At 75.2% G+C, this 22,020-nt stretch carries 21 protein-coding genes; 14 read left to right on the top strand and 7 right to left on the bottom strand.

Going from position 1 to position 22,020, the window contains the following annotated elements:
• The first annotated feature begins 22 nt into the window (after window positions 1-22).
• Window positions 23-649: a TetR/AcrR family transcriptional regulator gene (locus HL663_RS05210; RefSeq protein WP_216842680.1), complete on the top strand. Its 627-nt coding sequence runs from the start codon at window positions 23-25 to the stop codon at window positions 647-649.
• A 59-nt stretch (window positions 650-708) separates the two neighbouring features.
• On the opposite strand, the gene HL663_RS05205 is transcribed toward HL663_RS05210, so the two are convergent.
• Together HL663_RS05205 and HL663_RS05200 are read right to left on the bottom strand one after the other, a co-directional pair.
• Window positions 709-2,898: a molybdopterin-dependent oxidoreductase gene (locus tag HL663_RS05205; protein WP_173027376.1), complete on the bottom strand. Its 2,190-nt coding sequence runs from the start codon at window positions 2,896-2,898 to the stop codon at window positions 709-711.
• Window positions 2,895-3,692, bottom strand: coding sequence for a crotonase/enoyl-CoA hydratase family protein (locus HL663_RS05200; protein ID WP_173027375.1), 798 nt, complete (start codon window positions 3,690-3,692; stop codon window positions 2,895-2,897). The genes HL663_RS05205 and HL663_RS05200 overlap by 4 nt, the downstream gene beginning before the upstream one ends.
• A gap of 105 nt (window positions 3,693-3,797) precedes the next feature.
• Between HL663_RS05200 and HL663_RS05195 the strand changes: the two genes are divergently transcribed.
• Together HL663_RS05195 and HL663_RS05190 are read left to right on the top strand one after the other, a co-directional pair.
• Entirely contained in the window at window positions 3,798-4,190 is a 393-nt protein-coding gene (locus HL663_RS05195) for a tautomerase family protein (RefSeq protein WP_173027374.1), read from the top strand.
• A gap of 135 nt (window positions 4,191-4,325) precedes the next feature.
• Window positions 4,326-5,417 carry an alkene reductase gene (locus HL663_RS05190; protein WP_173027373.1) on the top strand — a complete coding sequence of 364 codons (1,092 nt, stop codon included), beginning with the start codon at window positions 4,326-4,328 and terminating at the stop codon, window positions 5,415-5,417.
• 96 nt (window positions 5,418-5,513) lie between these two features.
• Here the strand turns inward: HL663_RS05190 and HL663_RS05185 are convergent, their stop codons facing one another.
• Window positions 5,514-6,740: an MFS transporter gene (locus HL663_RS05185; RefSeq protein ID WP_173027372.1), complete on the bottom strand. Its 1,227-nt coding sequence runs from the start codon at window positions 6,738-6,740 to the stop codon at window positions 5,514-5,516.
• A gap of 116 nt (window positions 6,741-6,856) precedes the next feature.
• On the opposite strand from HL663_RS05185, the gene HL663_RS05180 reads away from it, so the two are divergent.
• Window positions 6,857-7,843, top strand: a complete 987-nt coding sequence (locus HL663_RS05180) for an NADPH:quinone oxidoreductase family protein (RefSeq protein WP_173027371.1) — start codon at window positions 6,857-6,859, stop codon at window positions 7,841-7,843.
• A 139-nt stretch (window positions 7,844-7,982) separates the two neighbouring features.
• On the top strand, window positions 7,983-8,489 hold the full coding sequence (locus HL663_RS05175; protein ID WP_173027370.1) for a DUF2231 domain-containing protein: 507 nt from the start codon (window positions 7,983-7,985) through the stop codon (window positions 8,487-8,489).
• Window positions 8,490-8,575: 86 nt separating this feature from the next.
• Here HL663_RS05175 and HL663_RS05170 read toward each other — a convergent pair whose 3' ends face one another.
• Together HL663_RS05170 and HL663_RS05165 are read right to left on the bottom strand one after the other, a co-directional pair.
• Entirely contained in the window at window positions 8,576-10,555 is a 1,980-nt protein-coding gene (locus HL663_RS05170) for a YhgE/Pip domain-containing protein (RefSeq protein WP_173027369.1), read from the bottom strand.
• Entirely contained in the window at window positions 10,552-11,184 is a 633-nt protein-coding gene (locus HL663_RS05165; RefSeq protein WP_173027368.1) for a hypothetical protein, read from the bottom strand. The genes HL663_RS05170 and HL663_RS05165 overlap by 4 nt, the downstream gene beginning before the upstream one ends.
• A 71-nt stretch (window positions 11,185-11,255) precedes the next feature.
• Between HL663_RS05165 and HL663_RS05160 the strand changes: the two genes are divergently transcribed.
• The 5 genes from HL663_RS05160 to HL663_RS05140 all read left to right on the top strand — a co-directional run bounded on the left by HL663_RS05160 (window position 11,256) and on the right by HL663_RS05140 (window position 16,758).
• Window positions 11,256-11,873 (top strand): TetR/AcrR family transcriptional regulator, encoded by a 618-nt coding sequence (locus HL663_RS05160; RefSeq protein ID WP_173027367.1) that lies wholly within the window; start codon window positions 11,256-11,258, stop codon window positions 11,871-11,873.
• Between the two features lie 40 nt (window positions 11,874-11,913).
• Window positions 11,914-13,998 (top strand): NAD(+) synthase, encoded by a 2,085-nt coding sequence (locus HL663_RS05155; RefSeq protein WP_173027366.1) that lies wholly within the window; start codon window positions 11,914-11,916, stop codon window positions 13,996-13,998.
• The gene (locus tag HL663_RS05150; protein ID WP_216842679.1) at window positions 13,995-15,497 is read left to right on the top strand and encodes a fused MFS/spermidine synthase; all 1,503 of its coding nucleotides are present in this window, start codon (window positions 13,995-13,997) and stop codon (window positions 15,495-15,497) included. Before HL663_RS05155 ends, HL663_RS05150 begins: the two co-directional genes overlap by 4 nt.
• Before the next feature lie 120 nt (window positions 15,498-15,617).
• Window positions 15,618-15,878: a hypothetical protein gene (locus tag HL663_RS05145; protein WP_173027365.1), complete on the top strand. Its 261-nt coding sequence runs from the start codon at window positions 15,618-15,620 to the stop codon at window positions 15,876-15,878.
• Window positions 15,879-15,927: 49 nt separating this feature from the next.
• Complete coding sequence (locus tag HL663_RS05140; protein WP_173027364.1) at window positions 15,928-16,758, top strand: hypothetical protein; 831 nt, start codon at window positions 15,928-15,930, stop codon at window positions 16,756-16,758.
• Window positions 16,759-16,767: 9 nt separating this feature from the next.
• Here HL663_RS05140 and HL663_RS05135 read toward each other — a convergent pair whose 3' ends face one another.
• Complete coding sequence (locus HL663_RS05135; protein ID WP_286176045.1) at window positions 16,768-17,199, bottom strand: GNAT family N-acetyltransferase; 432 nt, start codon at window positions 17,197-17,199, stop codon at window positions 16,768-16,770.
• 114 nt (window positions 17,200-17,313) lie between these two features.
• On the opposite strand from HL663_RS05135, the gene HL663_RS05130 reads away from it, so the two are divergent.
• On the top strand, window positions 17,314-17,631 hold the full coding sequence (locus HL663_RS05130; protein WP_173027362.1) for a DUF952 domain-containing protein: 318 nt from the start codon (window positions 17,314-17,316) through the stop codon (window positions 17,629-17,631).
• Window positions 17,632-17,654: 23 nt separating this feature from the next.
• Here HL663_RS05130 and HL663_RS05125 read toward each other — a convergent pair whose 3' ends face one another.
• Window positions 17,655-19,373 carry an aminotransferase class V-fold PLP-dependent enzyme gene (locus HL663_RS05125; RefSeq protein WP_173027361.1) on the bottom strand — a complete coding sequence of 573 codons (1,719 nt, stop codon included), beginning with the start codon at window positions 19,371-19,373 and terminating at the stop codon, window positions 17,655-17,657.
• Window positions 19,374-19,484: 111 nt separating this feature from the next.
• Here HL663_RS05125 and HL663_RS05120 point away from each other — a divergent pair, with 111 nt between their 5' ends.
• The 3 genes from HL663_RS05120 (at window position 19,485) to HL663_RS05110 (ending at window position 22,001) form a co-directional block, all read left to right on the top strand.
• A complete protein-coding gene (locus HL663_RS05120; RefSeq protein WP_173027360.1) occupies window positions 19,485-20,198 on the top strand; it encodes a hypothetical protein in 714 nt (237 codons plus the stop codon).
• 49 nt (window positions 20,199-20,247) lie between these two features.
• A complete protein-coding gene (locus tag HL663_RS05115) occupies window positions 20,248-21,114 on the top strand; it encodes a hypothetical protein (protein WP_173027359.1) in 867 nt (288 codons plus the stop codon).
• A gap of 245 nt (window positions 21,115-21,359) precedes the next feature.
• On the top strand, window positions 21,360-22,001 hold the full coding sequence (locus tag HL663_RS05110; protein ID WP_173027358.1) for a TetR/AcrR family transcriptional regulator: 642 nt from the start codon (window positions 21,360-21,362) through the stop codon (window positions 21,999-22,001).
• Window positions 22,002-22,020 lie beyond the last annotated feature (19 nt).

Below are 22,020 nucleotides of genomic sequence, written 5' to 3'. Positions count from 1 at the left end.
CTGTTGAGCAATGCTCAATAGCGTGGGAACGGCGGCGCGCGTGCGGATGACCCCCGACGAGCGGCGCCGCCAGCTCGTCGGCATCGGCCTGCGGATGTTCGTCGAGCGGCCGGTCGGCGACCTCTCGGTCGACGAGGTCGCCGCGGCCGCGGGCGTCTCGCGCGGGCTGCTCTTCCACTACTTCCCGACGAAGTCCGACTACCACCGCGCCGTCGTCGATGCCGCCGGCCGCCGGGTGCGCCGCAACGTCGCCCCCGACGAGGGGGTCACCGGCGAGGCCGCCGTCAGGCAGGTCGTCGGGCGCTTCCTCGACCAGGTCGAGCGCCGCCGCGCCTGGTACGTGGCCCTCGTCCGCGGCCGCACCGAGCTGTCGCGGGCCGCACCGGACGACCCGATGGAGACCGTCACGGCCTTCGTCGCCGACCTCGCCCGGCGCGAGCTCGACCTGCCCGCGGCCGCCGGGCCCGCGGCCCGGGGCTGGGTCGCCTACCTCGAGGACCGCGCCCTCCAGTGGTCCGCCGAGCCGCCGGCCGAGCGCGCGGCGGGGCGCGACGCGCTCGTCGAGCACTGCGTCGCCGCGCTGCGCGCCCTCGTCGCCCTCAGCCCCGACCCGCTCGACCCCGGCTCGGACTCCCCCGAGACCCCCTGACCCCCGCTCCTCCCGCGAACGTGCGGGCTACACCGCAGGAGGTGCTGCGATGACGACACTTACTGCGGTGTAGCGGGGGCGGGGGCGAGGGTCACCGGGACGCCGTTGAGGACGGCGTTGCCGCTCAGCGGGTCGACGACCCCGGGGTCGGTGAGGTCGTTGACCGAGACGCCGGGCAGCGTCGTGGCGGTGCGCATCCGCACGCCGTCGCGGGCGTGCCCGTACCCGTGGGGCAGCGAGACGACGCCGCGCATCACGTCGGTGCTGGCCGCGGCCTCGACGACCACCTCGCCGACCGCGGACGCCACTCGCACCCGGTCGCCGTCGGCGAGCCCGTGCGCCGCGAGGTCGTCGGGATGGACGAGCAGCGCGTGCCGCGGACGTCCCTTCGTGAGGACCGCGGCGTTGTGCAGCCACGAGTTGTTGTCGCGCTGGTGGCGGCGGCCGACGAGGAGCAGCCCCGCGCCGCCGGCGTCCTCGAGGGCGGCGAGCACCCCCGGCAAGGCGTCCAGCACGAGCGGCGTCGCGAGGTCGACGCGCCGGTCCCGCGTGCGCAGCCGCCCGGGCAGCCGCGGCCGCAGCGGCCCGAGGTCGAGCCCGCCCGGGCCGGCGGCCCGCAGCCGGCGCACCGAGAGCCCGGCGCCGCCGGTGCGCAGCAGGACGTCGAGCTGACGGGTCGGCGAGGTCCGCAGGCGCGCCTCGAGGGCCAGCGAGGCCCGGGAGAGCCGTCGACGCGGCGAGGTGCCCCGGGCCCGCAGGTACGCGAGGCCGAGGTCGCGGGCGATCTCCCAGTCGTGGCGCCCATCGGGGTCCTTCGGGAGGACGGCCGGCGTGAAGCGCGCGGTGTCGCGGACGGCCAGCAGGTGGAAGACGAGGTCGTAGTGGTCGCGCTCCAGCGGACCGGTCGGAGGGAGCACGACATCGGCGTGGCGGGTCGTCTCGTTGAGGTAGAAGTCGACGCAGACCAGGGCGTCGAGCGACCCCAGGGCCTCGTCGAGCCGGTGCCCGCCGGGCGTCGACGACACGGGGTTCCCCGCGATGGTCAGCAGCGCCCGCACCTGCCCCTCGCCGGGGGTCGCGATCTCCTCGGCGAGGGCCGAGACCGGCAGCTCGCCCCCGAACCCGGGCAGGCCACGGACGCGGGTGCGCCTGCGCGAGAACCCTCCCGGCGAGAGCACGCCCCGACCGACGAGGTCGACGGCCGGCGTCGTGAACATCGTCCCGCCCGGCCGGTCGAGGTTGCCGGTGAGGAGGTTGAGCAGCTGCACCGCCCACTGGCACACGACGCCGTGCGCCTGGGTCGAGGCCCCCATCCGGCCGTGGACCGCGGCCGACCGCGCGTCGAGGAGCTTCCCCGCCAGCGCGCGCACGGCCTCGGCCGGCATCCCGCTCGCGCGCTCGGCGAGCTCGGGGGTGAAGGGCTCGACGGCGGCGCGGACGGCGTCGAGGCCGTCGGCCCACGCCGCGGGCCGGGCCCGACCGGAGGCCAGCACCTCCCGGACGAGCGCGAGCAGCACCGCGGCGTCCGAGCCCGGGCGGACGAAGTGGTGGGCGTCCGCGACCTTCGCGGTCTCGGTACGCCGCGGGTCGAGGACGACGAGCCGGCCTCCGCGCGAGGCCAGCTCGCGCCGCCGCCCGGGGAAGTCCGGCACCGTCCAGAGCGACCCGTTGGAGGCCATCGGGTTGTGCCCGACGAGCACGAGCAGGTCGGTGCGGTCGATGTCGGGCACCGGCAGGAGGAACTGGTGGCCGTAGAGGGCGTGCGCGACGACGTGGTGCGGCAGCTGGTCGACCGACGTCGCGGAGAAGCGGGTCCGGGTGCGCAGCAGCCGCACGAGGGTCGGGTGGTGGGTCAGCGCCCCGAGGCTGTGGACGTTCGGGTTGCCCAGGTAGACCGCGAGCGCGTCGTCCCCGTGCTCGCGCTGCACGCCCGCCAGCAGCTCGGCCGCCCGCCGGAACGCCTCGTCCCACGTGGCCTCGTGCAGCTCGCCGTCCGCGCCGCGGACGAGGGGCCGCCGCAGCCGGTCCGGGTCGTCCTGGACCTGCGGCAGGGCGAACGCCTTGGGGCACAGGTGCCCCCGCGACAGCGGGTCGGTGTCGTCACCGCGGATGCCGGTCACCGCGCCCGAGGGGTCCTGCGTGACGACGAGGCCGCACATCGCCTCGCACAGCGTGCACGCCGCCCGTCGCGTCGTGGCGGACCCGGCCGACCCGGCGGACCCGGTGCTCCGGGTGGTCGTGGCCGTCATCGGGCGCGGGGCCCGAACGAGGGGGTCTCGCTCCGGAGCGCGGCCTCGCGGGCGGCCTTCGTGTTGCCGCGGCCGAGCAGGCGGGCCTGTTCCAGCCGCTCGCGGGCGAAGGTCCGACGCGGGCCGGCGCTCCACGTCCGCTCGAAGATGCGCTTCGTCGCGGCGACGGCGTCCGGCGAGCGCGTGGCCACCTGCTCGAGGAAGCGGGTCGCGGCGACGAACGGCTCGTCGTGCACCTCGCTCGCGAGGCCCAGCTCGACCGCGCGCGTGCCGCTCACCACCTCCCCCGTCATGGTCAGCCGCTTGGCGACGTCGAGGCGCACCTGCTGCGAGAGGGCCTGCACACCGCTCATGTCCGGCACGAGCCCCCACCGGGCCTCGAGCACCGACCACCGCGCGTCGGGGGTCGTCATCCGCAGGTCCGCGGCGAGCGCGATCTGCAGCCCGCCGCCGTAGCAGTGGCCGTGGACGGCCGCGACGACGGGCACGGGCAGGCGCCGCCAGGCCCAGCAGGCCTCCTGGAAGAGGTTGGTGCCGCGCCAGGGCCGGGGGACGAAGGCCCGGGCGACCCGGGGCGGCTCCCGCAGGACGGTCGCGAAGTCGAGCCCGGCGCAGAAGGACTCGCCGGCCCCGCCGAGGACGACGCCGCGCAGCGTGCGGTCGGCCCGCAGCGAGCGCGCGGTCTCGACGAGCCCCTCGAGCGTGTCGAGGGTGAGGGCGTTGAGCTTGTCGGGGCGGTCGAGGCGGACCTGCGCGATGCCGCCGTCGACGGTGCAGGACACGGGCGCGGACATGCGGTCAGCGTACGGCCGCCGCCCCCGGGCGTCCCGGGGCGGAACAGCCCACCCGCGCCGCGGCGTTGAGGCCGACGACCGCCCGCCCCACCCCGAGGAGACCCCGTGCCGCTCGTCCACCTCCACGTCATCGAGGGCCGGCGCGACGCCGCCGAGCTCCGCCGCCTCGCCGACGTCGTCCACGAGGTCCTGCGCGAGCGCTTCGCGGCCCCGCCCCGCGACCGCTACCAGCTGGTCACCGAGCACAAGCCGGGCGGGATCATCGTCGAGGACACCGGGCTGGGCTTCGAGCGCACCGACGACGTCGTCCTGGTCCAGGTCGTCCAGCAGGGACGCACCACCGAGCAGAAGCAGGCCCTCTACGCCGGCCTCGCCGAGCGGCTGGGGGCCGAGTGCGGCCTCGCCGGCACCGACCTCGTCGTGTCCGTGACCGAGAACACGACCGCCGACTGGTCCTTCGGGATGGGCGTCGCCCAGTTCGTCACCGGCGACCTCTGAGGGCGCAGGCTTCGACACCGCCCCACCCCCGGGGAATGGGTGGGCGCCGGGATGGTTGAACCGTCAACAGGATGACGGGACGCCGCCCTCGAGCGCGGCCGTCCCCGCCCCCACCCCCGAGAGACAGGACACCCCGTGCCCGACCTGTTCACCCCCCTGCCCAGCCCCTTCGGCGAGCTGCCGCACCGCGTCGTGCTCGCGCCGCTGACCCGCAACCGCGCCGACGAGAACGGCGTCCCCACCGACCTCCAGGTCGAGTACTACCGCCAGCGGGCCTCGGCCGCCCTCGTCATCACCGAGGGCACGCAGCCGAGCGCGGTGGGCCAGGGCTACCTGACGACCCCCGGCATCCACAGCGACGCGCAGGTCGAGGGCTGGCGCAGGGTCGCCGACGCCGTGCACGGCGAGGGCGGCAAGATCGTCGTCCAGCTCATGCACGCGGGCCGCGTCTCCCACCCCGACAACAAGCACGGCCTCGAGACGGTCGCGCCGAGCCCCCTGGCCGCCCCCGGCGAGATGTTCACCGCCGACGGGATGAAGCCGCACCCGGTGCCGCGCGAGCTGGCCGAGGACGAGATCCCCTCGGTCGTCGCCGAGTACGTCGACGCCTCCCGCCGCGCGGTCGAGGCCGGCCTCGACGGCGTCGAGGTCCACGGCGCCAACGGCTACCTCATCCACCAGTTCCTCGCGCCCGGCTCGAACGAGCGCACCGACGGCTACGGCGGCTCCCCGGAGAACCGGGCGCGCTTCGGCGTCGAGGTCGTCCGCGCCGTCGTCGACGCGATCGGCGCCGACAAGGTCGGCCTGCGGCTCTCGCCCGCGCACAACATCCAGGGCGCCACCGAGGAGGACCCGGCCGACGTGCTCGCCACGTACACGGCGTTCATGGAGGGCATCCGCGGCCTCGGCATCGCCTACGTGTCGGTGCTCGCCGACCCGCAGGCCGAGGTGACGGGCCGCATCCGCGACCTGCACGACGGGCTCTTCCTCCTCAACACCGGCTTCGCCGAGGTGACGACGAAGGAGAGCGCCGAGGAGCTCGTCTCCGGCGGCCACGCCGACGCGGTCGTCGTCGGGCGCCTCTTCCTCGCCAACCCTGACCTGCCGCGCCGCTGGCAGGAGGGCGCCGAGCTCAACGAGCCGGACGCCGACACCTTCTACGGCGGCGGCGCCGAGGGCTACACCGACTACCCGTTCCTCGACGACGAGGAGCAGAAGTCGGCCTGACCCGACCGCTCGAGCACCGCACACGGACGAACCCGCCGGCAGCAACCGGCGGGTTCGTCCATGTGCAAGGGCGGGCGCGGTGCGGGAGTGGTGTGGTCAGCCGGCGCGCAGCGACTCGGCGCGCTCGGCGGCGGCGCGGCGCCCCGGCCGGCGCCAGGGGGCCGTGCGCTCGTGCACGAGGAGCGAGACGCCGAGCACCGCGAGGCCGAGGACCGACAGGCCCACCCCGACCCACGAAGGCGCGGTGTAGCCGTAGCCGCGGGCGATGACGACCCCGCCGAGCCAGGCGCCGAGCGCGTTGGCGAGGTTGAGCGCCGCGTGGTTGCCCGCCGCGGCGAGGGTCTGCGCCTTGCCGGCGACCTGCATGAGCCGCAGCTGGAGGTTGATGACGAGCACGGACGCCAGGACCGAGGTCAGCGCGAGGACGAGCAGCGCCGGCACGACCCACTGCGCGACGAGCGCGAAGAGGCCGAGCGAGATGCCCAGGCCGACCATCCCGATGACGACCGAGCGCAGCACCGACCAGTCGCCCATGCGCCCCGCGAGGAGGTTGCCGACGAAGCCGGCGACGCCGAACACGAGCAGGAAGAGCGGGACGGCGGAGGCCGGCAGCCCGGTGACGTCGGTGACGGTCGGGGCGATGTAGGAGTACATCGCGAACATCCCCCCGAAGCCGACGGCCCCGACCGCGAGCGTGAGCAGCACCTGGAGGTTGGTCAGCGCGCCGAGCTCGGAGCGGACGGTCTTGCTGCGGTCGCCCGGCAGGTGGGGCACCTGGGCGAGGACGAGCGCGACGGTGAGCAGGCCGAGGACCGCGACGAGCCAGTAGGCCGAGCGCCAGCCGAGGGTCTGCCCGAGCCAGGTCGCCCCCGGCACCCCGAGGACGTTGGCGACGGGGATGCCGAGCATCACCGTGCCGACGGCCCGGCCGGCGCGGCCCGGCGGGGCGAGGTCGACGGCGACGAGCGCCGCGACCCCGAAGTACGCGCCGTGCGGCAGGCCGGCGAGGAAGCGGGCCCCGACGAGCGTCTCGTAGCCGGGGGCGAGCGCGCTGAGCGCGTTGCCGACGGCGAAGGCCACCATGAGCCCGACGAGCAGCCCCTTGCGCGGCAGCGTCGCCCCGAGCGCAGCGATGAGCGGCGCCCCCACGACGACGCCGGCGGCGTAGGCCGAGATGGCGTGCCCTGCGGTCGGGATGGACACGTCGACCCCGTAGGCGATGTCGGGGAGCAGGCCCATCGTGACGAACTCGGTCGTCCCGATGGCGATGCCCCCGAGGATGAGGGCGAACGTGGCGAGGGAGGCGTGTCGGGGCTGGGGCACGAGGAGTGCAAGGCCTCGCGCCGCCCCGGGAATTCCCGGCGCCGGGCATCCGGGCCGGATGTCACACGGTGTTCACACGCCGGGCCCCGGGCGCCGGTCGTTCCTAGGATGGCGGGATGCGTGCAGCCCAGGTGACCCGGCTCGACGGACCCGAGGCCGTGGAGGTGGTCGACCTGCCGGACCCGGCGGAGGCCGACGGCGCCGACCGGAAGGTCGTCGTCGACGTCGCGGCCGCGGGGGTCTGCTTCCCCGACGTGCTGCTGACCCGCGGTCAGTACCAGATGCGCCCCGACCCACCCTTCGTGCCGGGGGCGGAGGTCGCCGGGGTCGTGCGCTCGGCGCCGCCCGGCAGCGAGTACTCCCCCGGCGACCGGGTCGCGGCGTTCACCGTGCTCGGCGGCTTCGCGCAGGCCGTGGCCGTCGACCCCGCGATGGTCTTCCCCCTGCCGGACGACACGACGTGGTCGCAGGGCGCCGCCCTGCCGATGAACTACCTGACCTGCGACTTCGCCCTGCGCGAGCGGGCCCGCCTCCAGCCCGGTGAGACGGTGCTCGTCCACGGCGCGGCCGGCGGTGTCGGCACGGCCGCCGTCCAGCTGGCCAGGGCGTGGGGCGCCCGGGTCCTCGCCGTCGTCTCCAGCGACGCCAAGGCGGAGGTGGCCCGGGCCGCCGGGGCCGACGAGGTCCTGCCGGCCGACGGCTTCCGCGAGGCCGTCGGCGACCTGACCTCCGGCCGCGGGGTCGACGTCGTCGTCGACCCGGTCGGCGGCGACCGGCTCACCGACTCGCTGCGGGCGCTCGGTCCCGGCGGGCGCCACCTCGTCATCGGCTTCACGGCCGGCTCCATCCCCGAGGTCAAGGTCAACCGGCTGCTGCTGGGCAACCTCTCGCTCGTCGGCGTCGGCTGGGGGGCCTGGTGGATGCACCCCGCCGGCCCGGGCGCCGGCTACCTGCGCGAGCAGTGGGACCACCTGCTGCCGCTCCTGCACGACGGCTCGGTCGACCCGGTGCTCGGCGAGGTGCGCGACCTCGACGAGGTGGTCCAGGCCCTGCAGGCCGTCGAGCAGCGCCGGGCCACCGGCAAGGTGCTCCTCACCCCCTGACCTGCGCCATCGGACCTGCGGACACCGCCCGAAAGTCTCAGCGCGGCTTGACGCTCTCTTGACGGTCGGGGGCGCCCGGGAGCGGCAGAGTGTGTGCCACACCCGTGGATCAGCCACGCCCTGCCTGGGAGGTACTCCCGTGTTCGACACCATCTTCGGCATCCCCGTGCACGCGCTCGTCGTGCACGCGGTCGTCGTCCTCGCGCCCCTCACGGCGCTGCTGCTGCTCCTCTTCGCCGTCTCCGAGAAGCTGCGCGCCCGGATCGGCATCGCCCTCCCCCTGCTCGCCACCGTCACCGCCGTCAGCGGCTTCGTCGCCAAGGAGTCCGGCGAGGCGCTCGAGCGCCGCGTCGGCGAGAGCGGCCTCGTCGAGGAGCACGCCGAGCTCGGCGACGTCCTCCCGCTCATCGTCCTCGGCGTCGCGATCCTCAGCTGGGCGATCTACCTCCTGTGGAAGCGCACCCCGCGCGACGTCGAGGGCGGCCCGCGCAAGGCCTCGGGGGCGCTGCGCATCCTCCTCGTCGTCGGCGTGCTGGCGGCCGTCGGCCTCACCGTCGACGTCGTCCTCGTCGGCCACTCGGGGGCCAAGGCGGTCTGGAGCGGTATCGGCTCGCAGCCGGCCCAGGGCGGCGGCGACTCCGACTGACCCACCCTCTCCGCGAACGTGGGTGAACCCGCCGGTGATCTCCGGCGGGTTCACACACGTTCGGGGGCAGGGGGCCGTCGTGGGCGTCAGGCGACGAGCTCGGGCTTGACCCGGGCCGCCGTCCACGTCCGGGCCCGCCGCGCGGCGAGCGCCCCGAGGGCCAGCGCCGCGAGGCCCCATCCGCCGACGACGGCGACGTCGAGGGCGAGCGGCGCCATCGGGCCGCCGTACATGAGCCGCCGAACGCCGTCGACGGCGTAGCTCATCGGCAGGGCGTGGTGCAGCGGGTGCAGCGGGGCGGGCAGGGTCTGCCACGGGAAGGTGCCCCCGGCGCTCACGAGCTGGAGCACCATGAGGACGAGGGCCATGAACTGCCCGACGACCCCGAAGCGCGCCATGAGCACGTGGATGATCGCGATGAACGCCGCGGACACCCCGACCATGAACAGCCCCAGCAGGACCGGGTGCGCGACGTCGATGCCGACGCCGAGCGCGACGACGCCGAAGGCGACGACGGCCTGGGCGGCCCCGAGCAGCGCCGGCCCCAGCCAGCCGCCGATGGCCACGCGCCACGCCGGCTGCCCGGCGGCCAGGGCCCGGGACGAGAGCGCCCGCATCCGGGTGAAGAGGACGAACCCGCCGATCCACAGGGCGAGGCTCATGAAGAACGGGGCGAGGCCGGCGCCGTAGCTGGCCGCCGCGGCCTCGGCGTCGCGGTCGACGGCCACCGGGCTGCCGATGGTCTGCGCCATGGCCCTGCGCTGCTCGGCCGAGGGGTCGGGGATGTCGTCGACGCCCGTCGCGAGCCCGTCGGAGAGCTTGGTCGCGCCGGTGGACAGGTCGCCGAGGCCGTCGTCGAGGTCGTGCGCGCCGGACGCGAGGCGCGAGGTGCCCGAGACCGCCTCCCGCTCACCGCCGGCCAGCTGCTGCGCGCCGCTCGAGAGCTTCGCGCTGCCGGCGGCGGCGTCGGCGATGCCCCCGCTGAGGCGCGGCGCCGCGGCGGCGAGCTGCTCGGCGCCGTCGGCGACCCGGTCGGCGCCGGAGGCGAGGGCGTCGAGGTCGTCGGCGGTCGACTGGACCTTCTCGTTGGCGTCGGTGACCGGGCCGGAGAGGGCGTCGACCCGCTCGAGCACCGTCTGCACCTGCTCGTCGGTGAGCCCGGCGGCGGCCAGGTCGTCGGCGAGGCGGCCGCGCGTCGCGGTGAGGTCGCCGAGCAGGGTGTCGGTGGCGTCGGCGACCTGGCGGCCCGCGGCGGCGACCTTCGCGTCGCCGTCGCTGACCTGTCGCGCCCCGTCGGCGAGCTGCTTCGTCTGCGTCGGCAGGGAGGCGGTGCTCGAGCGCAGCGTCTCGAGGCCGGAGCTCAGCGCGCCCGCGCCGTCGGCGAGGTCGCCGGCCCCGGCGGAGAGCTTCTTCTGGCCGGCGAGCAGCTGGTCGGCCCCGTCGGCGAGGTCGCCCGCGCCCGTCGAGGCCTTCCGCGCGCCGTCGGCGAGCTGCTGCGCGCCGTCGGCGGCGTCGACGACCTGGGCGTGGATGTCGGCGAAGCCCTCGAGGAAGCGGCTCGCGGCCGTGCTGCTGACCTGCTCGGCGACCGAGGCGGTCACCTGGCTGACGAGGGTGTTCGCGATGGTCCGGGCCAGGTAGTTGTTGGCGTCGTTGGTGCGGATCTCGAGGCGGGCCTGGCGCGGGTCGTTCGTCGCGCTGCTCGCGAGGTCGGCCGAGAAGTCCTTCGGCAGGACGAGCACGAGGTCGTAGTCGCCGTCGCGCAGACCGGTGTCGGCGCGCTGGCGGCCGACCTTCGACCAGTCGAAGGTCTTCGTGTCGAGGAGCTCGTCGGCGACCTGGTCACCGACCTGGAGCCGCTCTCCGCCGGAGAGGGTCGTGCCCTCGTCCTCGACGACGAGGGCCGCGGGGACCTCGCTCAGACCGCCGTAGGGGTCGTCGTTGGCGTAGAGGTACAGGCCGCCGTAGATGGACGGGACGAGGACCATCGCGACGAGGGCGAGACGCCCGACGCGGCTGGCGCCGATGCGGCGCAGCTCGGTGAGGGCCAGGCGCAGGGCGGTCACGCGGCCACCTCCTCGGTCGAGCCGAGCTCGGCGCGGACGACGAGCCCCAGCTGGCGCATCGTCGCGTGGGTCAGCTGGACGACGACGGTCAGGCCCGACGCCGCGTGGTGGGTGAGGATCGGCCACCACAGGCGCGGGTCGCCGCCGCGGCGGTCGGGGTTGGTGACGACGAGGACGCGGGTGGCGGCGCGCTCGGCGGCGGCGGAGGTCAGCACGCGCACGCGCTCCTGCGCCGCCAGCCGCTCGAACGGCTCGTCGGCGGAGGCGAGGACGCCGTGCCGCTCGAGGAACGCGTCGACGGCCGTGCGGCCGGAGGGGCGCCCGGCGAACGCGAGCTCCTCCGAGACGACGTGGTGGACCGCCAGGCCGTCCTCGGGCGCCGAGACCTCGGGGACGTCGACGAGGGCGACGTGCCGGCGCAGCAGGCCGGCGTCGGCGGCGCCGTCGAGCAGGACCGCGCCCGCGGCGAGCGGCATCCGGCCGCCGAGGGCCAGGGCCAGCGCGACCTGGCCGTAGCCCGGGTCGCCGGCCACCGGGGTGACGTGGGAGGGCGGCGCCGTGAAGGACGTCGGCCGTACGAGAGGGCTGCGCGTCCCGGCGACCGCGACGGCATCGGCGGTGAGCTGCACGAGGTGCTCCTGGGCTGTCGATCCAGCGGTACCGACTGGTACCACCATGGTTGGTACGGTACAGTACCAGCATGAGCAGCTCCTCCACCACCGCCGTCCCGGGCCTCGACCGCACCCGACCGGTGCGCGAGCGCCTCGAGGCCGGGCTCGCCGCCGCGGTCGCCGACAAGGGCCTCGCCGCGACGACGATCGCCGACGTCGCGCGCCTCGCCGGCACCTCGAAGCGCACCTTCTACGAGCACTTCGACGACAAGGAGGAGTGCTTCCTCGCCCTCTACCGCACCCGCAGCGGCGAGCTGATGGACGCCGTCGACGCGGCGCTCTCCCCCGGCGCCACCCCGGCGACCGTCCAGCTGCAGGACGCCGCCCGCGCCTTCCTCACCTACGTCACCGAGGACCGCGCGCTCGGCCGGGCCCACGTCGTCGACGTCCAGACCATCGGCGAGCGCGGGGTCGCGGCCCGCCAGGAGGTCGTCGACCGCCACGCCGACACCCTGCTGCGGATGCTCGACCAGGCCCGCGAGGCCGGAACCGCCGTGCGCCGGCTCAGCCACCTCGAGGCCGTCTGCGTCGTCGGCGGGCTCAACGAGGTCGCCCTGCGCGCCCTCGAGGCCCCCGACGACGCCGCCCTCGACGAGCTCGTCGAGTCCGCCACCCGGTTCATGCAGGCCGTCGTCCTCGCCGACTGACCCGCGGCCCGTGTCGGCGCGCGCCGACTAGCCTCGGGTCATGGAGTTCCGGAACGTCTACGCCCAGGGGTTCGCCCGGGTCGCGGCGTGCACCCTGCCCGTCGCCCTCGCCGACCCCGCCGAGAATGCGCGGCGCATCGCGGAGCAGGTGCGGGCCTGCCACGACGACGGTGTGGCCGTCGCGCTCTTCCCCGAGCTCTCGCTGTCCGGGTACGCCGTCGACGACCTGTTCCTCCAGGACGTCCTCCTCGACGCCGTCGACCGCGCCGTCGTCGCGCTCGCCGAGGCGACGGTCGGCCTCACCCCGGTCGTCGTCGTGGGCGCGCCGCTGCGGCACGCCAACCGGCTCTACAACTGCGCGGTCGTCATCCACCGCGGCGAGGTGCTCGGGGTCGCGCCCAAGTCCTACCTGCCGACCTACCGCGAGTTCTACGAGAAGCGCTGGTTCGCCGCCGGCACCGGCCAGGAGGGCCAGAACCTCGTCCGGCCGCAGTGGCCCGGCTCCGACGTCGACGGCGAGGTGCCCTTCGGCCCGGACCTGCTCTTCACCGCCGACGACGTGCCGGGGCTCGTCATCCACGCCGAGGTCTGCGAGGACCTGTGGGTCCCGGTCCCGCCGAGCCACGAGGCCGCGCTCGCCGGCGCCACCGTGCTGCTCAACCTCTCGGCCTCCCCCATCACCGTCGGTCGCGCCGAGGACCGCCACCTCCTCGCCCGCAGCGCCAGCGCCCGCTGCGACGCCGCCTACTTCTACGCCGCCGCGAGCGCGGGCGAGTCGAGCACCGACCTCTCGTGGGACGGCATGACGATGGCCTACGAGCTCGGCGAGCTGCTCGGCGCGTCCGAGCGCTTCCCCGACGGCCCGCGCCGGACGGTCGTCGACGTCGACCTCGACCGGCTGCGCCAGGAGCGGATGCGCGTCGGCTCCTTCGACGACAACGCCGCGGCGTACGCGGCGGACGAGGCCGGCTTCCGCGTCGTCCCCTTCCGCCTGCGGCCGCCCGCCGGCGACCTGGGGCTGCGCCGCGTCGTCGACCGCTTCCCCTTCGTCCCCGACGACGAGTCGCGCCTCGCGCAGGACTGCTACGAGGCCTACAACATCCAGGTCTCGGGGCTCGAGCAGCGGATGCGCTCGATCGGCGGCGGCGACCCGGCCCGGGTGCCGCGCATCGTCATCGGCGTCTCGGGCGGCCTGGACTCCACCCACGCGCTCATCGTCGCGGTCAAGGCCTGCGACCGGCTGGGCCTGCCCCGCACCCACGTCCTCGGGATGACGATGCCCGGCTTCGCGACGAGCGCCGGCACGAAGTCCAACGCGGTCGCGCTCATGGAGGCGCTCGGCATCGAGTGGGAGGAGGTCGACGTCCGGCCGCTCGCCACGCAGATGCTCAAGGCCCTCGGCCACCCCGCCGGCGACGGCGAGCCCGTGTACGACGTGACGTTCGAGAACGTGCAGGCCGGCCTGCGCACCGACGTGCTCTTCCGCGCCGCCAACCAGCGCGGCGGCATCGTGCTCGGCACCGGCGACCTCAGCGAGCTCGCGCTCGGCTGGTGCACGTACGGCGTCGGCGACCAGATGTCGCACTACGGCGTCAACGCCGGCGTGCCGAAGACGCTCATCCAGCACCTCATCCGCTGGGTCGTGTCGCACGGTGAGCTCGGGGACGCCGGGGCCGACGAGACTCTGCTGGCCATCCTCGACACCGAGATCAGCCCCGAGCTCGTGCCGGTGCGCGAGGGCGAGAAGATCCAGTCGACCCAGGACACGATCGGCCCCTACGGCCTGCACGACTTCACGCTCTTCCACGTCCTGCGCTGGGGCTACCGGCCGAGCAAGATCGCCTTCCTCGCCGAGCACGCGTGGCGCGACGCCTCGGTCGGGGCCTGGCCGGCCGGCTACCCCGAGCGCGACCGGGTCGCCCACGAGCTGCCCGCCATCCGGCAGTGGCTGGGCGTCTTCCTGCGCCGGTTCTTCCAGAACCAGTTCAAGCGCTCCGCGATCCCCAACGGCCCCAAGGTCGTCGCCGGCGGGTCGCTCTCGCCGCGCGGTGACTGGCGGATGCCGTCCGACGCCGTCGCCGCGGCGTGGCTCGCCGAGCTCGACGAGAACGTGCCCCAGGCGTGAGGAAGGCCGACCGGCGCGAGCCGCGGATCGGCGGCCGCACCGCGGTCGCGCTCGTGTTCGGCTGCTCCGCAGCGGTGCTCGTCGTCGAGATCGTGTCCCTGCGGCTCCTCGCGCCGCACCTGGGGCTGACGCTCGAGACGAGCACGCTCGTCATCGGGCTCGCGCTGGCAGCCATCGCCGCGGGGTCGTGGCTCGGCGGGCGGTGGGCCGACGAGCACGACGGCCGGGCGCTGCTCGGGCTGCTGCTCGTCGTGTCCGGGGCGGTCGTCGCCGCGACGCCCTTCCTCGTCCGCGGGGCGGCCGGGCTGGCGGACGGCGCCTTCCTCCTCGTGGCCGCCGGCGCGTCGATCATCGTGCCGGGGGCGCTGCTGTCGGCGGTCCACCCCGTCGTCACGGCGCTGCGCCTGTCGACCCTCGAGGAGACCGGCTCGGTCGTCGGCCGGCTGTCCGGGCTCGGCACGGCGGGCGCCATCCTCGGGACGGTCCTCACCGGGTTCGTGCTCATCTCGCGGGTGCCGGTCACCTGGATCATGGTCGGGCTCGGGGTGCTGCTCGTCGTCGGGGGCGTCGCCGTCGAGGTCGGCTCGCGCCGCGGGCTCGCGGGCGCCGCGGCCGCCGTCAGCGTCGTCGGCGGGCTGGGCGCCGTGCTCGCGCCGAGCGGCTGCGACGTCGAGACGACCTACCACTGCGCCGTCGTCACGAGCGACCCCGAGCGGCCGACCGAGCGGGTGCTCGTCCTCGACGACCTGCGCCACTCGACGGTCGACCTCGCCGACCCGACGGCCCTCGAGTTCGCCTACGTCAAGGCCCTCGCCGCCGCGACCGAGAGCCAGCTGCCCGCCGGGCCCCTCACCGCGCACCACCTCGGCGGCGGCGGTCTCACGCTGCCGCGCTTCCTCGCCGCCGAACGCCCGGGGACGGTGAGCACGGTCTCCGAGATCGACCCCGGCGTCGTCGCGCTCGACACCGAGCGCCTCGGCCTGCGGACCGGCCCGGACCTGCGGGTGCGCGTCGAGGACGCCCGGCTCGGGATGCGGGACGTGCCCTCGGGGTCGCTCGACCTCGTCGTCGGGGACGCGTTCGGAGGCGTCAGCGTCCCGTGGCACCTCACGACGCGCGAGGCCCTGACCGACGTGCGCCGGACGCTGGCCGACGACGGCGTCTACGCCGCGAACCTCATCGACCACCAGCCGCTGGCCTTCGCCCGGGCCGAGGTCCGCACCCTCGGGACGGTGTTCGAGCACCTGGCGCTCGCGGCGACCCCCGAGGCCACCCGGGGCCAGGGCGGCGGCAACCTCGTCGTGCTCGCCTCCGACGCACCGCTCGACGCCGCCGCGTGGCGCACCGCCATCGCGGCCCGCGACCTCGACTGGGCGGTCCTCGACGGGGCCGCGCTGGAGGACTGGGTCGGCGACGCCCCCGTCCTCACCGACGACCACGCACCGGTCGACCAGCTGCTGACGCCCTACCCGCCCCGGGTCGCACCGGCCGCCGGCTGAGGCGTCAACCGGCGGCGAGAGTCCGACCTCCGACCACCCGGTACCATCGGGTACTCGGATACCGTGGTGCTACGCTAGGTCGACCGGTCCACGGACCGCCCAACCCACCGTGAGGTCCTCATGCCGACCACCGTCGCCCCCATCAAGGTCTCCGGGGCCACCGACCAGCTCATCTCGCACGCCGCCCACTTCATGGGCGCGTCCAAGAAGGACGTCGTCGACGCCGCCGTCCGTGAGTACATCGACAACCACCGCGACGAGATCAACGCGAACGTCCGCGTCGCCCTCGCCCAGCTGAACGGCTCCGCGGAGGCCGCGATCTCCCTGCTCAGCGGCCTCACGGGTGAGGAGCTCGACGACCTCGGCGGCCTGCCGCACTGACCCGGGCTGCACCGTCCCCGGTGTCGGTCCTGCCTCCTAGCATCGCGGCATGCCGGGTGGGGAACGGGTACGACCGACGAAGCTGTGTCTCGACGCGCTCGGGGTGGCGCCGCCCACCATCGACCGGTCACTGGCAGACCTCGACGCCGGCCTCCTGGTCTCTGCCCAGTCCCTGCCGGAGAGGTACGGGTCGGGTGCCGCTCAGAGGATCCGCAGCCTCAAGGACCGGGTGTGGTTCAAGGTCAAGACCGGACGGTGGCGCGGTGCAGCGACGCGCCTGACCGATGTCGACCTCGCCCGGGAGGCGAGCGCCGCCCGTGAGCAGGGCATCGAGCCCGACACCACGTCCGCCCACCGCTGGTGGCTCGGTGCGGCGGGATGGCGCGAGGACGGGAGCCCGACCGACTTCTACTCCGACGTCGCCGTGGGCGCGCACTGTCCGCGCACTCCCGCCAAGCCGGACGGGGTCGACACGGACCGGCTGCTGCCGCACGACTGGGACCGCCGCCGCCTGCGAGCCGAGCTCGCGTTCTCGGAGCGCGACGTCTACCGCCGGGTGATGATCATGGCCGCGGCGCGCAGCCTTCGGACGGGCAAGGTCATCACGGCCGGCTTCGAACGGTTCGACATGGGCGTCGTCGTCCGAGCCGATCGCGGAGACCAGTTCGTCGCGCTCATCGCTCGGAACGTCTTCGACCCCACGAGGCTGGCCGTGATGCTCGACTCCCTCCCGGGAGTGGACCATGACGACTGGCAGCCGGAGCCGGGAGGGATCGCCGGCATCCAGCCCGGAGCGGGCGAGGTCATCTGGTCGGCCGTCCTCACCCCGGAGGCCGCCGACCAGATCCTGGAGCTCGAGCCTCGGGGTGACGCGGACTGAGGCGGCCGGTCAGCCGGCGGCGAGGGCGGCGAGCGCCGCGCCGTCCATCCGGTAGGTCGTCCACTCGCCCTGCGCGACGGCGCCGATCGACTCGTAGAACCCGATGCTCGGGGTGTTCCAGTTGAGCACCCACCACTCGAGGCGCCGGTAGTCGCGCTCGACGCAGACCCGGGCCAGCGCCGCGAGCAGCTCCTTGCCGAGGCCCGAGCCGCGGTGCTCGGGGTCGACCCAGAGGTCCTCGAGCCAGATCCCGTTCCGGCCGGTCCAGGTCGAGTAGCTGAGGAACCAGACGGCCATCCCGACGACCTCGCCGTCGACCTCGGCCACGTGGGCGAAGGTCGAGGTGGCGCCGTCGTCGGGGAAGAGCGCCGCGAGGACGTGCCGCTCGGTCGACTCCACGGCGTCCGGCTCGCGCTCGTACTCGGCGAGGGCGTGGACCATCCGCTGGATGGCGGGGACGTCGTCACGGGTCGCGGGGCGCGTGCGCTGGCTCACCCGCCGGACCCTACGCCTCCCCGGCGCGCCGACGCGGCCGACTCGTGGCACCCTGCTGCCGTGACCGACGACCTCTTCCACATCGCCCACGCCGAGCAGTGGGAGAAGGCCCGCGCCCTCGGACGCTACGAGCAGTCGACGCACGGCCTCTCCCTCGACGAGGTGGGCTTCATCCACCTCTCGACGAGCGAGCAGTGGCCCGGTGTCCTGCAACGGTTCTACGCGGACGTCGACGACGAGCTCGTCCTGCTGACCATCGACCCCGAGCGCCTCAGCTCGCCGGTGCGGTGGGAGGCGCCGGAGGGCGTCGACGAGGAGTTCCCGCACCTCTACGGCCCGCTCGACGCCGGCGCGGTGACGGCCACCCGGCCGCTCTGAACCGGCGGCCCTGACCCGGCGGGTCAGCCGCTGACGACGACGCCGTCCGGGAGGTCGAACCAGCGCAGGTGCTCGAAGTCCGCCGAGACGTGGCGGTCGGCCCGGCCGAGGTCCGGGGCGTCGGCGGCGGCCAGCACCGCGGCGGCCTCGCGCAGGTGCTCGGCGAGCATCTCCTCGCCGCCGCGGGCCTCCGAGGCCGGCATCGTCACCGAGCCGTCGTCGCCGTACACGACGTCGGTCAGGCGCACCGGCGGCTCGACGACCCCGCGGCGGTGGCGCCACATCCCGGTCTCCGGGCAGAACGTGTAGTCGCCGAGCAGCCGCCAGCCGTCACGGGCGACCATCCGGACCGCCTCGACCACGTAGTCCGCGACCGCGTCGGACAGGAAGTAGTTGAAGTTCACCCGGACCCAGCCGGGCTTGATGCCCTCGCAGCCGCCGGTGATCTCGCGCTCGAACTCGTGGCTGCGCTCGAGGTCGATGCCGAGCAGCCGGTGGCCGTAGGGGCCGGCGCACGAGCAGCCGCCGCGCGACTGGATGCCGAAGAGGTCGTTGAGCAGGGCGACGACGTAGTTGTGGTGCAGGTGGCTGCCGGAGGGCGAGCGGACGACGAACGAGACGATGGACAGCCGCTTCAGCTCGAGGTTGCCGAGGATCTCCAGGCCCGGCTCGTCGTGCCACGCCGTGACGGCCCGCTCGAGGAAGCGCTCCTCGCGGGCCCGGATGGTGTCGACGCCGACCGCCTCCTTGAGCTGGAAGACGAGCCCGGCGCGGATCGACTCGATGATCGCCGGCGTGCCGCCCTCCTCGCGGTGGGCCGGGTCCGGCAGGTAGGCGTGGTCCTCGGGGTTGACGTACGCGACCGTGCCGCCGCCGGGGGTGACCGGCACGCGGTTGGCGAAGAGCTCGCGGCGGGCCACGAGGACGCCCGGGGTGGACGGTCCGCCGATGAACTTGTGCGGCGAGAGGACGATCGCGTCCTTGTAGGCCAGCGGGTCGACGCCGTCCGGCGCGGTCATCTCGATGTCGACGTACGGAGCGGCGGCGGCGAAGTCCCAGAACGCGAGCGCGCCGTGGCGGTGCAGCAGCGCCGAGATGCCGTGCGTGTCGCTGACGATGCCCGTGACGTTGCTCGCGGCGCTGAACGACCCGATCCGCAGCGGCCGGTCGGCGTGCTCGAGCAGCCGGGCCTCGAGGTCGGCGGCGTCGATGCGCCCGTCGGCGTCCTCGCGGATGGTCACGACGTCGGCGATCGTCTCGCGCCACGGGATCTCGTTGCTGTGGTGCTCGTACGGGCCGATGAACACGACGGGCCGCTCGTCCGCGGGGATGTGCTCGCTCAGGTGCCAGCGGTCCTCGAGCACGCTCGGGACGCGCAGCCCGAGCACGCCGACGAGCTTGTCGATCGCGCCGGTGCATCCCGAGCCGGCGAAGACCACGACCGTGTCGTCGTCGCCGTGCACCGCGTCGTGGATGATCCGGCGCGCGTCCTCGCGCAGGCGGGTCGTCTGCAGGCCGGTGCCGCTGGACTCGGTGTGCGTGTTGGCGTACGCCGGCAGCACCTCGTCCCGCAGGAAGTCCTCGATGAACGACAGCGCGCGGCCGCTCGCGGTGTAGTCGGCGTACGTGACCCGGCGCGGGCCGTACGGCGTCTGCATCACGTGGTCCTCGCCGACGACGGACTCCCGGATCCGGCGGAGGAGGGCATCGGCGCGGCTGTCGGCGGTGGGGCTGTCGACCATGCCCCCACCCTCCCACGCCGGGCCGGTCCGGCTCCGGCGGTGGCGGCTCCCCGCGGGACCCGTGCGCAGCGGTCGGGTCGCGAGGGGCCCGGGCGGCGATACGGTCCGGGGATGGCGCGCGACGACCTGGACGCCGAGCTGGAGCACCGCCGCTCCGGCGAGGGTGAGCACCGCCTGCCGCCCGCGCTCGCGGTGCTCGTCGCCATCGTCACCTACGCCCTGCTGCCGCAGCCGCTCCTCGTCGGCCCGCGCTTCGTCATCCCGGCGGTCGAGGTGCTGCTGCTCGTCGCGGTCGTCAGCGCCAACCCGGTGCGCCTCGTCCGCCAGACGCGGTGGTCGCGGTGGGTGTCGGTCGCGCTGGCCGCGCTCGTCATCGTCACCAACCTCGTCGCGCTCGGGATGCTCGTCGCGACCCTCTCGAGCGACTCGGCCGACCCCGGCGGGCTGCTGCTCGGCGGGATGCAGGTGTGGCTCACCGGGGTCGTCGGCTACGCCCTCCTCTACTGGGAGCTCGACCGCGGCGGCCCCGTGGCGCGCCACCGCGAGCGCCGCGACCGGCTGCCGCCCGCCGACTGGCGCTTCTCGCAGGACGAGGACCACGACACCGTCACCGAGGTGGCCGCGACGGCGAGCCGCACGAGCGGATGGGTGCCGCTGTTCGTCGACTACCTCTACGTGTCGGTGACCAACTCCAGCGCCTTCAGCCCGACCGACACGATGCCGCTGAGCACCCGGGCCAAGCTGCTCATGGCCAGCGAGGCCACCGCCGCGCTGCTCGTGTCGCTGCTCATCGTGGCGCACGCCGTCGGCTCGCTCGGCGGCTGACGGTGCCGGGCCCGGGCGTCCGGGGCCGGGGGCTGCGACGATGGGGCGCGTGAGCATCGAGGAGGTCGCCGACGAGCTCTACGGGCTGCGGCCCGAGGAGTTCATCGCGGCTCGCAACACGGCTGCGGCGCAGGCGAAGTCGACTGGGGATGCCGGGCTGGCGGCGTCCGTCAAGGCGCTGCGCCGGCCGGTGGCCGGGGCGTGGGTGCTCAACCGGCTGGTCCGCGACGACCCGGAGCAGGTGCACGGCGTGCTCGAGCTCGGTGCGCGGCTGCGGGCCGCCCAGGGCACGCTGGCCGCCGCCGAGCTGCGGGCGCTCGACGCACAGCGCCGCGAGCTGACCCGGGCGGTGGCGCGGCAGGCGGTCGACGCGGTACGCGGTGAGGGCAAGCCGGTGTCGGCGGCCGTCGTCGGCGCCGTCGAGGAGACGCTGCGCTCGGCGATGGTCGACGCCGGGGTCGGCGCGGCGCTGGCCACCGGCCGGCTCGTCGACACCGTGAGCGCGAGCGGCCTCGAGCCCGTCGACCTGTCGCGGGTCGTGGCCCTCGGGCCGGAGGGCGGGGCGGCGCCGGCGCGCCGGCCCGCGGTCGACCGGGCGGCTCGCGACGAGGCCGCGCTCGCCGCCGCGCGCACGGCATCCGCCGAGGCGGAGGCGGCGCTGGCCCGGGCGAGCGAGGCGGCCGGGGAGGCGCGGCGGCGGGCGACCTCGGCCGGCCGGCGCCGCGAGGAGGTCGGGGCGCGGCTCGAGGAGGCGCGGGCCGCGGTGCTCGCGCTCGAGGCCGAGCTCGGCGCCGCCACCGAGGCCGAGCACGACGCCCGGCGGGCCCAGCTCGCGACGACGCGGGACGAGCGCACCGCCCAGGACGCCGCCGCCACGGCCCGGCGCGCCCTCGACCGCCTGACCCGCGACACCTGACCCCCGTCTCCTCCCGCGAACGTGTGTGAACTCGCCGGGCTTCCCCGGCGTGTTCACACACGTTCGTGAGAGGCGCGCCATCGAGAGGAGGCGACACGCAGGCGCGCGGCGTCATCCGTCGGCGTGTTGCCTCCTCTCGACGGCGCCCGCTGGATGCGCGGGGTGGGTGGGAGGCGTGGGCCGGGCTGTCCATGCATGGCGGTGCAGATTTGCACCGGAGTGCAAGAGATGCCTACGCTCGTCCGGTGACCCGACCGAGCTGCGTGACGACCTCGCTGCGCGACCGCAAGCGCGAGCGCACCCGTCACGACCTCGCCCTGGCGGCCTACCAGATCGTCCGCGACGAGGGCGTCGACGCCGTGACCGCCGAGGCCGTCGCCGACCGCGCCGGCGTCTCGCGCCGGACGTTCTTCAACTACTTCCCCTCGGTCGAGTCCGTGCTCACCGCGAGCGTCGCCGAGTTCTTCGCGTCGCTGAGCCGCCGCCTCGAGGACCGCCCCGCCGGCGAGAGCGTCCGCGACTCCCTCCTCTCGGTCGTCGACGACCCGACCGACCTCGACCTCGTGCAGCGCATCGGCGCCCTCGCCGCCGCCGGCGAGGCCTCGCCGCACGCGAAGGGCCTCATCCTCGGCGAGCTGCACTCGTGGCTCGACTGGTTCGAGGCGTGGCTGCGCGAGCGCCTCGGCCCGGGTCCGACCGAGCTCCAGGTCGCCACCCTCGCGAGCACCGTCGTCGGCGCCGGGGAGGCCGCGCTGCGGGTCTGGGCCCGCCACGCCGTCACCGATCCCGCGGCCGCCGACGCCCCCGGGTTCCTCGCGACCTTCGCCGAGGCCCTGACGAGCCTGTCCCGACCGCTCCTGCCGGACACCGCCGTCCGACCCGCCTGACCCGACCGTCCCCCGCCCC

This window comes from Arthrobacter sp. NEB 688 (genome assembly GCF_013201035.1).
Classification (GTDB): Bacteria; Actinomycetota; Actinomycetes; order Actinomycetales; family Dermatophilaceae; genus Phycicoccus.
The sequence above is the reverse complement of the archived record's forward strand: the minus strand, read 5'-3'. Positions and strand labels throughout refer to the sequence as shown.

Excerpts from the sequence above, each read along its gene's own strand:
- HL663_RS05140 (WP_173027364.1), top strand. The coding sequence starts at position 15,928 with ATGCCGGGTGGGGAACGGGTACGACCGACGAAGCTGTGTCTCGACGCG.
- HL663_RS05160 (WP_173027367.1), top strand. The coding sequence starts at position 11,256 with ATGAGCAGCTCCTCCACCACCGCCGTCCCGGGCCTCGACCGCACCCGA.
- HL663_RS05200 (WP_173027375.1), bottom strand. The coding sequence starts at position 3,692 with ATGTCCGCGCCCGTGTCCTGCACCGTCGACGGCGGCATCGCGCAGGTC.
- HL663_RS05145 (WP_173027365.1), top strand. The coding sequence starts at position 15,618 with ATGCCGACCACCGTCGCCCCCATCAAGGTCTCCGGGGCCACCGACCAG.
- HL663_RS05180 (WP_173027371.1), top strand. The coding sequence starts at position 6,857 with ATGCGTGCAGCCCAGGTGACCCGGCTCGACGGACCCGAGGCCGTGGAG.
- HL663_RS05155 (WP_173027366.1), top strand. The coding sequence starts at position 11,914 with ATGGAGTTCCGGAACGTCTACGCCCAGGGGTTCGCCCGGGTCGCGGCG.
- HL663_RS05135 (WP_286176045.1), bottom strand. The coding sequence starts at position 17,199 with ATGGTCCACGCCCTCGCCGAGTACGAGCGCGAGCCGGACGCCGTGGAG.
- HL663_RS05205 (WP_173027376.1), bottom strand. The coding sequence starts at position 2,898 with ATGACGGCCACGACCACCCGGAGCACCGGGTCCGCCGGGTCGGCCGGG.
- HL663_RS05120 (WP_173027360.1), top strand. The coding sequence starts at position 19,485 with ATGGCGCGCGACGACCTGGACGCCGAGCTGGAGCACCGCCGCTCCGGC.
- HL663_RS05125 (WP_173027361.1), bottom strand. The coding sequence starts at position 19,373 with ATGGTCGACAGCCCCACCGCCGACAGCCGCGCCGATGCCCTCCTCCGC.